The 11,725-nt window shown below is 55.5% G+C and carries 15 protein-coding genes, 1 tRNA gene and 2 pseudogenes; 5 read left to right on the top strand and 13 right to left on the bottom strand.

Annotated elements, in window-relative coordinates:
- Positions 1-155: 155 nt before the first annotated feature.
- Positions 156-1,162 (bottom strand): annotated as a pseudogene (locus tag BKD70_RS13620) (DMT family transporter).
- 15 nt (positions 1,163-1,177) lie between these two features.
- On the opposite strand from BKD70_RS13620, the gene BKD70_RS13615 reads away from it, so the two are divergent.
- Entirely contained in the window at positions 1,178-1,741 is a 564-nt protein-coding gene (locus tag BKD70_RS13615; RefSeq protein ID WP_047273674.1) for a helix-turn-helix domain-containing protein, read from the top strand.
- A gap of 160 nt (positions 1,742-1,901) precedes the next feature.
- Here BKD70_RS13615 and BKD70_RS13610 read toward each other — a convergent pair whose 3' ends face one another.
- Positions 1,902-2,333 (bottom strand): hypothetical protein, encoded by a 432-nt coding sequence (locus BKD70_RS13610; protein ID WP_047273676.1) that lies wholly within the window; start codon positions 2,331-2,333, stop codon positions 1,902-1,904.
- 439 nt (positions 2,334-2,772) lie between these two features.
- On the opposite strand from BKD70_RS13610, the gene BKD70_RS13605 reads away from it, so the two are divergent.
- Positions 2,773-2,846, top strand: a tRNA-Cys gene (locus BKD70_RS13605).
- A gap of 97 nt (positions 2,847-2,943) precedes the next feature.
- Here the strand turns inward: BKD70_RS13605 and BKD70_RS13600 are convergent.
- From BKD70_RS13600 to BKD70_RS13585, 5 genes are all read right to left on the bottom strand, one after another.
- Positions 2,944-3,993 carry a tyrosine-type recombinase/integrase gene (locus BKD70_RS13600; RefSeq protein WP_047273678.1) on the bottom strand — a complete coding sequence of 350 codons (1,050 nt, stop codon included), beginning with the start codon at positions 3,991-3,993 and terminating at the stop codon, positions 2,944-2,946.
- A 1-nt stretch (position 3,994) separates the two neighbouring features.
- Complete coding sequence (locus tag BKD70_RS24285; RefSeq protein WP_047275871.1) at positions 3,995-4,234, bottom strand: DUF4224 domain-containing protein; 240 nt, start codon at positions 4,232-4,234, stop codon at positions 3,995-3,997.
- Positions 4,224-4,457 (bottom strand): hypothetical protein, encoded by a 234-nt coding sequence (locus BKD70_RS13595; protein WP_047273680.1) that lies wholly within the window; start codon positions 4,455-4,457, stop codon positions 4,224-4,226. Before BKD70_RS13595 ends, BKD70_RS24285 begins: the two co-directional genes overlap by 11 nt.
- 357 nt (positions 4,458-4,814) lie before the next feature.
- Positions 4,815-5,054, bottom strand: coding sequence for a hypothetical protein (locus BKD70_RS13590; protein ID WP_047273682.1), 240 nt, complete (start codon positions 5,052-5,054; stop codon positions 4,815-4,817).
- Positions 5,054-5,500 carry a hypothetical protein gene (locus tag BKD70_RS13585; RefSeq protein WP_047273684.1) on the bottom strand — a complete coding sequence of 149 codons (447 nt, stop codon included), beginning with the start codon at positions 5,498-5,500 and terminating at the stop codon, positions 5,054-5,056. The genes BKD70_RS13590 and BKD70_RS13585 overlap by 1 nt, the downstream gene beginning before the upstream one ends.
- A 123-nt stretch (positions 5,501-5,623) precedes the next feature.
- On the opposite strand from BKD70_RS13585, the gene BKD70_RS24280 reads away from it, so the two are divergent.
- A complete protein-coding gene (locus tag BKD70_RS24280; protein WP_238933285.1) occupies positions 5,624-5,866 on the top strand; it encodes a hypothetical protein in 243 nt (80 codons plus the stop codon).
- A 163-nt stretch (positions 5,867-6,029) separates the two neighbouring features.
- On the opposite strand, the gene BKD70_RS13580 is transcribed toward BKD70_RS24280, so the two are convergent.
- A complete protein-coding gene (locus tag BKD70_RS13580) occupies positions 6,030-7,979 on the bottom strand; it encodes a DNA cytosine methyltransferase (RefSeq protein ID WP_047273686.1) in 1,950 nt (649 codons plus the stop codon).
- Between the two features lie 44 nt (positions 7,980-8,023).
- Here BKD70_RS13580 and BKD70_RS13575 point away from each other — a divergent pair, with 44 nt between their 5' ends.
- Both BKD70_RS13575 and BKD70_RS13570 read left to right on the top strand, forming a co-directional pair.
- Positions 8,024-8,422 carry a hypothetical protein gene (locus tag BKD70_RS13575; RefSeq protein WP_047273688.1) on the top strand — a complete coding sequence of 133 codons (399 nt, stop codon included), beginning with the start codon at positions 8,024-8,026 and terminating at the stop codon, positions 8,420-8,422.
- Between the two features lie 157 nt (positions 8,423-8,579).
- Positions 8,580-8,837 carry a hypothetical protein gene (locus BKD70_RS13570; protein ID WP_047273690.1) on the top strand — a complete coding sequence of 86 codons (258 nt, stop codon included), beginning with the start codon at positions 8,580-8,582 and terminating at the stop codon, positions 8,835-8,837.
- An 85-nt stretch (positions 8,838-8,922) separates the two neighbouring features.
- On the opposite strand, the gene BKD70_RS13565 is transcribed toward BKD70_RS13570, so the two are convergent.
- The 5 genes and pseudogenes from BKD70_RS13565 to BKD70_RS13540 all read right to left on the bottom strand — a co-directional run.
- The gene (locus BKD70_RS13565; protein WP_047273693.1) at positions 8,923-9,555 is read right to left on the bottom strand and encodes a hypothetical protein; all 633 of its coding nucleotides are present in this window, start codon (positions 9,553-9,555) and stop codon (positions 8,923-8,925) included.
- Between the two features lie 311 nt (positions 9,556-9,866).
- Positions 9,867-10,184 carry a hypothetical protein gene (locus BKD70_RS13555; RefSeq protein WP_047273699.1) on the bottom strand — a complete coding sequence of 106 codons (318 nt, stop codon included), beginning with the start codon at positions 10,182-10,184 and terminating at the stop codon, positions 9,867-9,869.
- A 78-nt stretch (positions 10,185-10,262) separates the two neighbouring features.
- The gene (locus BKD70_RS13550; protein ID WP_047273701.1) at positions 10,263-10,724 is read right to left on the bottom strand and encodes a hypothetical protein; all 462 of its coding nucleotides are present in this window, start codon (positions 10,722-10,724) and stop codon (positions 10,263-10,265) included.
- Complete coding sequence (locus tag BKD70_RS13545) at positions 10,721-10,963, bottom strand: hypothetical protein (RefSeq protein ID WP_047273703.1); 243 nt, start codon at positions 10,961-10,963, stop codon at positions 10,721-10,723. Before BKD70_RS13545 ends, BKD70_RS13550 begins: the two co-directional genes overlap by 4 nt.
- Positions 10,960-11,725, bottom strand: a pseudogene (locus tag BKD70_RS13540) (Heme peroxidase); the annotation flags it as partial. The gene BKD70_RS13545 and the pseudogene BKD70_RS13540, both read right to left, overlap by 4 nt.

The following is an 11,725-nucleotide window of genomic DNA, read 5'->3' as shown; positions in this document are numbered from 1 at the left end:
GAGCGATCATACGTGGCGGGCTGGGGATCACCAACAGTCAGGCTGAGGACGAATCCTACAAAATGTGTACAAGCTGTTTAATGGCTTGCCCGGCAGCATCCTTGTATGAGCACGCCCGGACAGGGGTGTGTGCATCTGATTTCAGCGCTGCAGAATCAATCGCATGCTTTATTGCTTTCGCTCTCATCAGGCATGTCGATGGTTTTACCTTTTGTTTTTAACTCACTCACGATCACCGCTGCAACAATCAATGCGGCACCCAGCAGTGCAATGCCGGGCAAACGTTCGCCCGCCAGACGCCCGGCGATACCGGCCCAGACGGGTTCTCCCGCATAAATCAACGTGGCACGGGTAGGGGATACGCTTTTCTGCGCCCAGTTCATGGCGACCTGAATGACTGCGCTGGCAATACCCAATCCGACTGCGCTTATTAAGAGTAGCCATGAAAATTCGGGGGCTGCTTCATGGGTAGGTACAGTCATCGCGAAGGCAAGCGCGGAAGCTGTCGCCAATTGCACTACGGTCACTCTGCGCACGTCCACCTGACCGGCATAGGCGCTAATCAGGATGATTTCGGCAGCGATGGCGATGGCACTCATCAATGTCGCTATTTCACCGGCGCTGAAATTTAACGACGCTCCACTGGGGCCTGAGAGCAACATCAACCCCGTAAAAGCCAACATGATGCCCAGACTGGGCATTAATCCCGGGCGGCGACCCAGAACCAACCATTGCAGCAATGGAACAAAAGGAACATAGAGTGCAGTAATAAAGGCCGACTGACTGCTGGGGATAGTCTGCAAACCAATGGTTTGCAAACCGTAGCCCAGCATGATGGCAATGCCAATGAATAATCCGGCTTTCAGTTCAAGCAAGGTCATGCCGCTTAAGCTGCGGATTGAGAACAGCGCAACGATGCTGGCGGCAGCGGCAAATCGCAACCCGACAAAAAACAGGGGGCCGCTTGCAGTGAGAGCATGTTGTACAAGCAAAAATGTGCCCCCCCACACGATAGTGATCAGGATCAGCACGCATTCGGCTTTACTGATGCGAGATGTCAAAGACGACAGTCTGGAAGCTTTCAATGGTGTCACGACCTTGCGCGTTACAAAGGTGAGACGCACAATGCGCCAAAGCTGAGCAGTATACTGCGCAGTCCCACACAGTGAGCAATATAGTGCCCAAAGAAATTTCCCAGCGTGCATCGGTTCTTCAGCACGTCAGTCAAAACGTACGACGGCTGCGGCTGCTCGCACAGCTCAGTCAAAGCGCGTTGGCGGAGTCGTCCGGAGTCAGTCGTCGGATGCTGGTTGCGATAGAAGCGGGTGAAAAAAATGTCAGCCTGAGCACGCTTGATCGAGTAGCTGAAGCCCTGAATGCCGCATTCAGTGATTTGATTCAGGCCCCCGGGTCGCCGGACCCTGGACGTATTAACGAAGTGGCCTGGAGCGGCTCCGTTTCGGGTAGCAAGGCTGTGTTATTGGCCAAGGCTGCCGCGACAAAAGAGGTCGAATTGTGGGAATGGCGTTTGGAGCCGGGAGAGGAATACGTATCAGAGGCTGATGCAGAAGGATGGAGCGAACAGCTGTACATTATTGAAGGTTGCTTGACCTTGGTGCTAGATGATCAGGTGCTGCACTTTAATGCCAGTGATTTTTATACCTATGCCAGTAACAGGCCGCATAGCTATCGAAATGCAGGTGATACAGTCGTGCGTTTTATACGAAATGTAGTGATTTGAGGCAGGTGGCGGGACTTACGTCCCGCCGAACCAGGCGGCTTGATAGGCAGTTGCTCGCAGCAGTGCCAGTTCATTAGGTTGTGCTGTCACAGCTGAGTATGTGCTGAATGGGGATCAGCCCGAGCTACTGCCCACTTGATGCTGCCTGGAACATTTCGGTTTAGCGGATGTTCTTGATGCTGCCTTTGTTGCCAGTCACGGTGACATTCACTTTTTTGAAAATGAAATAGTCTTCAACCGACACCGCATAGCGTGGTGCAACAATCAGGTCAGAGCCTGAGCTTTTAACTGCTTTGTAAGCGGCAGCGGCTTTTGTCGCAGAAACAGGATCAGGCAGGCTAAATGCAGGCGCTGGGCCGCCGTAAGTCACGCCATCGGCGAATTCACTGTCGCCACTGATTTTCAATACACCGAACAGAACGTTCGATGTGGATTGGCCTGTAATTTCGCCACCCACTTCAATTTTCGCTTTCAGGTCAGCTGTAACAGTACCGGCAATAGGAGCGTTGGGCTGGCTCACGTTATGGCTCATGCAACCGCTGGTAGCCAAAACTGCTGCGGCAATAGCCACGGGCATCCATATTTTTTTCATCGTAAAGCTCCAGTAAAGGTGTCGGTCCGTTCGTTAACGGCGGCGAGACTTTACGTGAGAGGCTCTAGCAATAAAGTCGGTCAAATCCTGCTAGGTTGAGGGCAGTAGTAACTCCATTGGGTAGGATTTGTGCTGCGCCCTGTAACAGCACCCACATGGCGACAGGTGAATAGATGCATGAAAGTGCGGGTCTCGGATGTGTGATCGTAAAGGTGGGATTTACTACCTGCTCTCTATCCCCCCGCTGCGTAGCTTCAGGTAGAAACAGCACCGGATTGAGAGGCTAAAAATTATTAGAATTCAGGGGGTTGCCAGCTTCTTTCTTCTAGTACATAATGCGCGCCATCAGCACGGCACACAGCCTTAACCGCTGAAGAATCATAGGTTTACAGCATTGCGATTTCTTTTGTATCTGACGTTTTAAATGTCATGTACAAACGGCCGAGTAGCAAAATGGTTATGCAGCGGATTGCAAATCCGCCCACGCCGGTTCGATTCCGGCCTCGGCCTCCATACTGAAAACCCCGCAGATCAAGGTCTGCGGGGTTTTTTATTGGGTGCTGAAAAGTGAAGTGTTCCATTTCTTTGGGCATGGTGTTCCATAACTAACTCACTTTGTGGGCTTGGCGATGGCTCCAACACGCCGGTAAACCCGTTCCGTAATCCCTTCTTTTGAGTGCCCAAGAAGTGCGCTCGCCTCCGAAATATCTGCAATTTCCGACGCGGCCTTTGGCCTGATGTCTCGAAATTGAAATTGTATAATCCGCTTTGCTTCCTCCTCTGATCCCGATGCTCTTGCCCTATCAGCGGCAAGCAAGCGAGTGGCGTCCCAGCGGTTGCGCATCATTTGCCAGGACACCCGCACACCGCTTTTGCTGAGAATGAAATAAGGTGAGGTGTGAGCAGCATTGCGCTGCATGATTTGGTCAAGCAACAGCCCGAGACTGCTGCGGCCGACACTGGTGTTCAAGTGAATGCGTAGGCGCTTGCCAGTCTTACCTTGGCGTACCAGCAAAAAATCCCCCACCATATCGTCGCGGCGCATCGCCAAAACATCAGCCGGGCGCTGTCCAGTCAGATAGGCCAAGTCCATCGCGTCCTGAACTTCTTGTGGAGCGCAGCCATAAACTGCTCGCCATACGTCGTCATTGGCGTAATAGTCCCTGGGTTTCTCTTTGTTCTTGCGAACACCGAGGCACGGATTCTCCTGTCGAGTTAACCCCCACTCCCTGGCTATGTTAAATACGTGCGAGAGCAGTGCGAGTTCTCTATTTGCTCGCGTCTTGGCTGATCGGGCATCACGGTATTGAGCCACCATAGACGGCGAGATTGCATCAATAGGCGCGTCATCAAATACAGACCTCAGTTGGCGAAGTTCGGCGGCATTGTCTTTTTGCGTCCTTGGCGCCTTCTTTGGAATGATATCTCTGGCGTATCGATCAAATATCCCTCTCATTACAAGTAGGTCTAATGGTTTTTCTTTCGACTCCAGTTCGGCCCACTTCATACGGGCCTGGTCGATATCTTTACCCAGCGGAATGTCATGGCCCGTTGCATCGCGGTAATAGTAAGCCGTCCACACTTTCCCATTTTTGCGCAGGCGTGTTCGCTGATACATCCGTGGCGGCAGGTGTTGGTTTTCGGTTTTGCGAGGGCGCATTTCAACTTACTCGAGAAAAGTCAGGAGTCCAGGTAGGGGCGGGTGGCGGGGGTTGGGTTGCCAGCGTTGGCGAGATTATTCCTAGCTTCATGCGTGCGAACATCCGGCCAACGAGAGGGCGACCGCCGCGACTTTCGACAAAGACCCAATTGCGGTTTTTAAGCCATTGGCGCTGATATCCGCGGTGTTTGTACCCAGTTAGATCGGCCAGCTCTTCCTCTGAGAGGATTTCAGTTTCCATGGTTGCCTCCTGGTGTCCCAATTACATAAATGGCAATCGAATACCCGGCCACAATCCAAAGCGCGGTACCGGCGAATGCGCCAACCAGATGAGCGTCAGAGCCGTTTTCGGTTAGCGGAAGGATAGCCAGGCAGAACCATGTAACGCTGGCAATCAGGTAAAGCGTGACGACCAGCAGGAACAGGCAGAGCTGTTTGGTGCTGAGAGCTTGAAGTGAGGGCATAGAAAATCCTTGCCTGCCGAACTACGGCTGGCATGTAGAGGGATTGGGGTTAGGAGTCCTTGCGATCTGGTGGGGAGGGCGGGAAGCCAAAGTGATGCCGCCGTTTGCCTGTGTACCCGCATTCGCTGCATCCCGCGGGCTGGCCACAACTACATCCACCCTCGCAGCCGCAACTGCATCCGGAGCAATCAAGGGTGCACCAGCTTTCTTGCTCAACTTCCCCTTCTTGGGTAATCGCGTAGTTGATACGACGGTCTAGGCGAAAGCCGGTAATCTTTTCGGCGTCCTCGTAGGTAGCGGGCACTGACCGGAAACCGTATTGGGCGGCAGGATCATCAATAAAACGACGAACAGCTCTCATGGCCTCACCACCTCGACCAAGGCCCAGCAGATCTGTCTGGCATAAACTGATGGCACGCGCTTAACCTGGCCGGCGCGCTCCAGGCGTTCCAGCTGGCGGCGCACCCAATTGGTTTTTAATCCCTTGTGCCCGGCCATGCTCAGACCGTTACGAATGACATAGGTCATCTGTTGCGAGCCCCAATACATGATCTGGGCTTTTATTTCGGCATCGGTGGGTTTTGGCTTGATAGTCATCAGTAGTCACCCCAGCCCAAGCCCTGAATGTATTCGTTCGGAATGGTTACAGCCTCCGCCGGCACCGTGCTTTCGACTTCAAGGTTGCCGAAATATCCAATGGCTGCCTTGGCGCGCTCGATTGAAAGCTGTGCATGTCGCATCTGCCAAGACTTGCGTGCCTTGTACGAGCGCAGTGCCAGTGCCTTGTCGGTGTAGGCAAAACGCCTGCCCCAGCTACCACCTTCTTTCAGCACGCGCTTCCGGCGTTTCTTCACCGCCTCGGCGGTCCAGCTGTATTGCGGACCCTTGATCAGGTCACAGGTATGGGTGTCGCCGATGTAGTAGCACTGCGTGGTTTCTCCGATAACCTGGTAAGTGATGCAGTGCACCTCAAGACCATCCGGGCCAATGGTGTCGATGTAACGGAAGTGGTCCGGCCAGGCTTTCTTCTTTTCTTCAGGCATGACTTCGTCCTTACCGCTGTAGCGGCTGATCTATGGTATTTAGTTTTGCAGTTGCGTATTTGTGGATGAGACCTAAAGTAGGCTTGCTAGATGTAACTATCTGGAAATAAAGGAGTGTGTTTCGTGCAATATGAAAAACAGATGTCGTTGACGCATCGATATAGGGGGCAGACTGTATATTTAAAATTTTATTGGATGAAGCCTAACGACAGCGCACCTGCTGCAGTACATATTGTTGACGCGAGCGATGTGTCTGGTTTCGGTGTTACGGCTGCTGAATTGGTCGAGAACTGGCCTGATTACCCAAGCGCATTAGCTGAAGCGGTTGAAGCAGCGAAAACATTCATTGATAGCCAATTAGGTTGAACTATTTGTTCTGCAAGTGCAGCTCAACCGCTTGGGCTTGGTGCAATTTGCTGAATTGGTCTGGGGGCGTGGGCACGTGATTTGTTGCATTGGTCGCACATGACGTTCAAGTCCAGCGGCCGCATGGGGCCGCCATTGATCCGGACGGTTCGGCGGAGCGCGGTCATGCTGCCACCGCCTGACGCTCGATTGCTCGCCATGGATCATTCGCCCGGGCAAGTGCAGCCATCGGCGGCGGGCTGACACTGTTGCCACACATATGAACCTGCTGGGTTTTGGTAAAGGGCTTGCCATCGGCGCCGTAACCTATGATGTAGTCGCCCGGGAAGCCCTGAGCCTTGTACAGCTCTGCCGGTTGTAGCATCCGCAGGCAGATGTCGACGATTACATACGGCGTGCCTTTGATGGTCACGGTGACCAGTGCCAGACGGTCGCGGGTGGTGATGGTGGGTGTCGGCTCGTTGGCGTCACTCACATTCTCGGTGCCGTAGTAGCTGATCAGGAATGCCGCGACCCTCAGTGCACCGGCTTCAACCTCCGGCGACAGTTGCAGCTCAACCAGAGAGCTTTTGCCGCCACCGCCCGCTGTGATTGTTGGAGTTGGCTCGTCCAGGGCTTGGCCGACACTTGCGCCGAACTGGCGCTCAAGAAATGCCGTCATTAACCCGTGGTGTGTACCGCCGGCGCTGATGGTGTGTAGTGGGTCATTCAAATCACGCGCATCGCAGTTACCGCGCAAGTGCACCAGGTTGGCGGTGACCAGTTGTTGCTGGCTGCCGGTATTGGTCACTGTGGTCATAGGGGCGTCCATGCTTTTGGCGGCGGTGGTATTGAAGCCGCCATTCATCTGCGCCATGAACACCGTTGAAATCCCCATTGCATGCGCAGCACCGGCTGGGCGCTTGTAATTCCCGCCGCTGGTGATTGTTGGCAACGGCTCATCCAGCGCCTTGCCTTCATCGGTAAACCTGAACTTCACCAGGTGCGCTGCTGCGATTGCATGTTTAACACCGCCCGCCACCACCGTGCCCAACGGCTGATCCAGATCAGGTACTCGCGGTGCTTGGCCCGCTCTCTCCCCGTAACCGGTTTGAACGAGCGTTGGACTGACAATCGAGAAGGCGCCGCCCTTTGGGTAGGAGGTCACGGTACGCAGCGGCTCGGCCGCAGATTGCACGCTTTCCCCGGACCAGTTCGCGATTGGCACGATAAAAGGGTTTGTGGCATCGAGCACGAACTTGCGCATACCCTTGGCCACGCGGCGCAGGGTGGCCGGGGCCAGATCCTTTTTACGGCCGAAGATGCTTTTGCTGGGGATGCTCCAGTCAATGCACTCGGCGGCAGTGCGCCACTTCTGCTGACCCTTGGCGGGGTTCTTTGCGTGAGTGGGCTCCGGCCACACGATAGGCTGACCATCGCACCGTGCGATCATGAACAGGCGTTCCCGACTGGTCGGTGCTCCGAAGTCGCAGGCCTTGATCACACGCCATTCGACGACATATCCCAAGCGCTGCAATTCAGCCACGAAAACTGCCCACGTTTGGCCGCGGCGTTTTGGATCGGGCACTAAGAACTGTTCGTTAACCGGTACAACTTCGCCTGCCTCGGCAATTCCGCCACCCAACTTGATGACACGCCCAGTCGACTTGCAGCGCTTTGCCACCAGTGGCCCCCACTGAAGGATCTGCTTCACGTTCTCCAGGCTGATCACCCGGGGCCGTTTCTTGCCAGCCCACTTAAGGCCGATCCACGACAGGTTGCGAATCTCGCGTTTGCGGGGCTGCCCACCGGCAGCCTGGCTGTGGTGGGTGCAGTCCGGCGACATATGGAACCAGCCCACGGCCCGGCCACCGCATTCAGTATCAGGGTCGCCCTCAAACACATCAGTGGTGAAGTGCTTCGCATGTGGGTGATTGACTGTGTGCATACTGATGGCGGCAGCACTGTGATTTTTGGCGACCGTTACTCCACGGCCAAGGCCCATTTCCAGCCCGGTACCGGCGCCGCCACCGCCGCAGAAGAAGTCCACGACGATTTCGTCATCCTGCTGGTTGAAGCCAAGGCCGTATTGGGTTTTAAAATCGAAGGGGTGTTTTTTCTGCTGTGAAGACATGATGGCTCCTCGCCGGTATAGTCCGGGAAAAATGGAGGGTTGTGATGTTTGCATTTGCAGGAGCCGTAGGTACCGAGGCTCGATCAAGGTTTGCGACTTGGATTTACTACGTAATTGTTGTTTTGTTACTTGTCGTCGCGTTTGCTACCCCGCTTGTTGCAGCGTTTGGATCATGGCTGCCTGCTGGAGAAGCGAGGGCAAGCTGGATTCAAAGAAGTGGAGCCGTGACAACGCTTTTTTCGTTCATTGCGGGAGCTATGGCTGTATTCACCAGCGGACAGCTTTACACCCCTGGTTTCTTTGGCGATGTCATTAAGCTGCAAGTATTGAAGGAATTTAATATTCGCTTTCGAATTGCCGAGGCTGCAGTCTTCTTATTGAGCGTGGCTGGAACCTTCATTTGGGGGTATGGCGATCTGGTTTACAAGGCAATGCATGGATAGAGTTGGGTTATCTCCGAGCGTAGGTCTGCCTCGCCTGCTGGCGTGATTCGTTGATATGAGGTGTTACGGGTGACCGGCATGGAGCCCGTTTTCTTTGGGCGTAGGAAATTCTCTGGCTCATGCTAAAGTGCCACCACTTACCAACGGGGGTTTAGAGATGGTACAGATAGTTGAAGTCATCGCGGAATTCAAAGCTGACGGATTCATCAACGTGGGACGTGGAACTCGTGCGCGAGTGGTTCGCCTTGATGGTGCGGAGCAATACGGAATCGAAGTTGATGATGTGGTGAGGGGAGTAGCTATACCATCTGGCCTTTTCGATACCGCTGAGGATGCCAAAGCGGCGTTATTTCAATTCTGGGATGAGTGCAACGAAGCACTTCAAAATAATCCTTCATGGATGCAAGCTCGGTAGCAAAACGGCTCTGCTCGATTGCGCTGCCCTTGCCGGGAGGCGTTGTCGTTGAACAGGGAAGGCGCTGGTGTTTAGCGCAGGACGGTCAGGGGCGATTGTCAGCGCCGCAATTCAGACAGTTGTGTTCAAAGCGTTGCGCGTCACTGATGAACCGACCGCAGCCGTCACAATTGAACATCATCGGTCTGGACTTCTTCGGCTTGGGCAACTTGATGCCGGTGCCGCGCAGGGCTTCTTTGATGCTCACGTCATCGCGCTCGACCAACCGGCGGCTATGCGCGTCGATGTAGGGCTTGGGCCAGACCACCGCACCGGACTGACCGAGCTTACCGATCCAGGTCACGGTGTGAGCTCTCTGCACCACCACGGCCTTGGAAAGGTCGCTTGTGAATACTCCGCCCTCACAAAGCCAAATCAAGTTGTTTCCGTTCCAGCGCTGCGGCTGCTGGATGTAAAACTCGGCTGCGTCGTTGTTCTGGTCCAGGGCTTCGCTCAACGTCACACACTGGCAGTCGACACCAATACGCGCCCGGGCATCGACGTAGGCCTTGGGCCACGGGATGTCAGTGTCGCGGTGATCGCAAGTGCCTTCACGGGTGAACACCTGGGCCTTGGCTAGGTCGGTGACATACCCGGAGCCGCCAAAGCCCCAGAACGACAACCCGTCGCCGACGTAGGCGTGACTGCGGCTGTCTTGCAGGTAGAACTGATCGTCCATGAATTATCTCCAGTCAGGCGCCGCCCTCCGTAATCGGTGGTGGCAATTTGGTTTGGGTTGGGGTATTACGAGAGACCGGCACGGGGTCGGTTGATATGGAGAGTCAAATTGGAGCAGTACTCGTTTCGCGACATCCACAATGGAAAAGTTTTCACCATTTACATCAATTTCCATGGTGGGCATGTAACGGCGCGCCTTGTAGTCGACGGCTTTCCGCAAATCAAATGCGCAGAACAGTCTTGGCCTGATAAAGACACCGCAGTTGCTGCCGTATGGGAAGATGCGAGAAGTAAGATCGAGGGTCTTCCAGCCTAATCGGTCTCATCGCTTCCTAGCCGCAAAGCTTCGCGGTTGTAGGCGAGCAGCAATTTTGCCGACACGTTTTCGGGTATCACATATTCGTGTCGCGGAGGCGTGAGGAACTGCGCTGATCCCGCTGGGCCCAGGCCGTGCAGGTGGTGAATCATCAAGGTCATGGCCTCGCCCTGTTCCTCGATTCTGTTCCAGGCCATCAGGTCAGCCAAGGCTTGGCGGGTGCCGGCCATGGTATGGAGTCGCAACTCTTCCTCGCCGCGAGTCTTTCGCCTCGCCGCAGTCTTTGCCGATCGTTCTTTCTGCGCGGCAGCCATGGCCTACCTCTTCAATTCCGCTGGCCGGCAATGCCAGCCATGTTTGACGTTTGCGTTGCTGGATGCGGGCTATGCGTTTCATGCCGCAACCTTTTGCTGGTTCCAGGCGCCGACCGCTTCAAAGATCCGTGCTGCGTGATCTTCTTCGAGCGATATCGACTCAGGAATGGCGATCCACCCCGAGGCTACCATCTGGTTTTGGTTGGCTGCGTCTCGCAGTTGCTTGTAGCAATGCTCGATTACGTCCTCCAGATGGTCGGAGAGATAGACACCATCAGGCACCACCTCGATGGATTTGCTGTAGCGGTCACCGCGAGTATCAATACAGAGCACGCTGAGGTAGATCGTCCACCGGTGGGCAATGTCGCACACTGCCTGCCCAATTTTCCCGGGTGCGATGTTCTTCAGCGATTTGTAATTGATCATGCCCTGGCGGCCACTGGGGTCGATGTTGACCACGGCGACGTGATTGGATGCCAGTAGCGAGCGGCACGACCGGGCGATGCGCGCCTGCAGGTTATGCGTCTTGCGCTTGCTCATAATGCCTCCGCGAGTTTGCGCAGCGCTTCACGCTCGGCCCGGGTGATGGGCGGCTTGCGGCGCTTGAGGATGGTTTCGGGATCGATCTTGGTGGAGCGGGGCGGTGGCAGCGGTTTGCGTGGCGGGCTTGGCAACTGCGCGACTGTCCCGCCAGCGGCCAAGAACTCCGCCGTGCGCTCCGATATCGAGTAAGCGTCCTGGCGGTGCTGCTCGACCAGGCTGAGGTGGTTGCTGATCATGCTGCCGCCTTGGCGAGTGTTACCCCGGCCATGCTGAAGGTTGATCCCTGCGCCGCGACCATCGCATCGAGCGCTTCCCAGTTGACCGAAAGGACGCTGATCGGCGCTTGACCATATGCCACGGCTTTCACCAGGGCCTCGAAGTCCGTCACGCTGGCCTGCAGCGCTACCTGCTCGACCACGTGGCTCGTTACTGGCTTTGTAGCCTGGGCGACGGGTGCCGCTGTCTGAACTGGCGTGGCGCGGGCTGGCTCGGGCGCCGCCACTTTCTCCACGACTGGCTGTGGCTTGATGGCTGCCAGCCGCTGGGCTTCCTGCTCTTCGGCGATGCGCTTCGCGTCGGCCTTTGCCTGCTCGGCCTGCTGGTGTTCGGAGATGCGGAATTTGATCAGCGTTACCAGGTCATCGTTGGCCTTGGTCACCAGCTGCTGCACGTCGCTGAACAGGAAAGCGTGATCAACGGCGAGCTCCGCCAGACTGGTCAGGTTCAAGCGAATGCTGTCCGCGGCCTGGCTTGCATCGATCTTCGCCCGGGCCAGTTCGGTATCAACTGCGTCCTGGAGACTGGCGATGGTCCGCTTGCTCTTCATGGCGCCGGCGAAGTCCGAAATGATATGAGGCAGCGTGACTTTACCCAGCGTCTTGTTGATAGCGGCGATATGATCCGCCAGCGCCAGTTCGGCCTTTTGCTTGATAGTGGTCTTCACCAGCAGCTCTTGAGCCTTCACCAGTTTGTCGACCTTCAGGCGAGTCTCGCGTGCA

This window comes from Pseudomonas sp. BS-2016 (assembly GCF_001806145.1).
Lineage (GTDB): Bacteria > Pseudomonadota > Gammaproteobacteria > Pseudomonadales > Pseudomonadaceae > Aquipseudomonas > Aquipseudomonas lundensis.
Note: the sequence above shows the minus strand (reverse complement) of the source record. Positions and strands in the feature narration are given on the sequence as shown.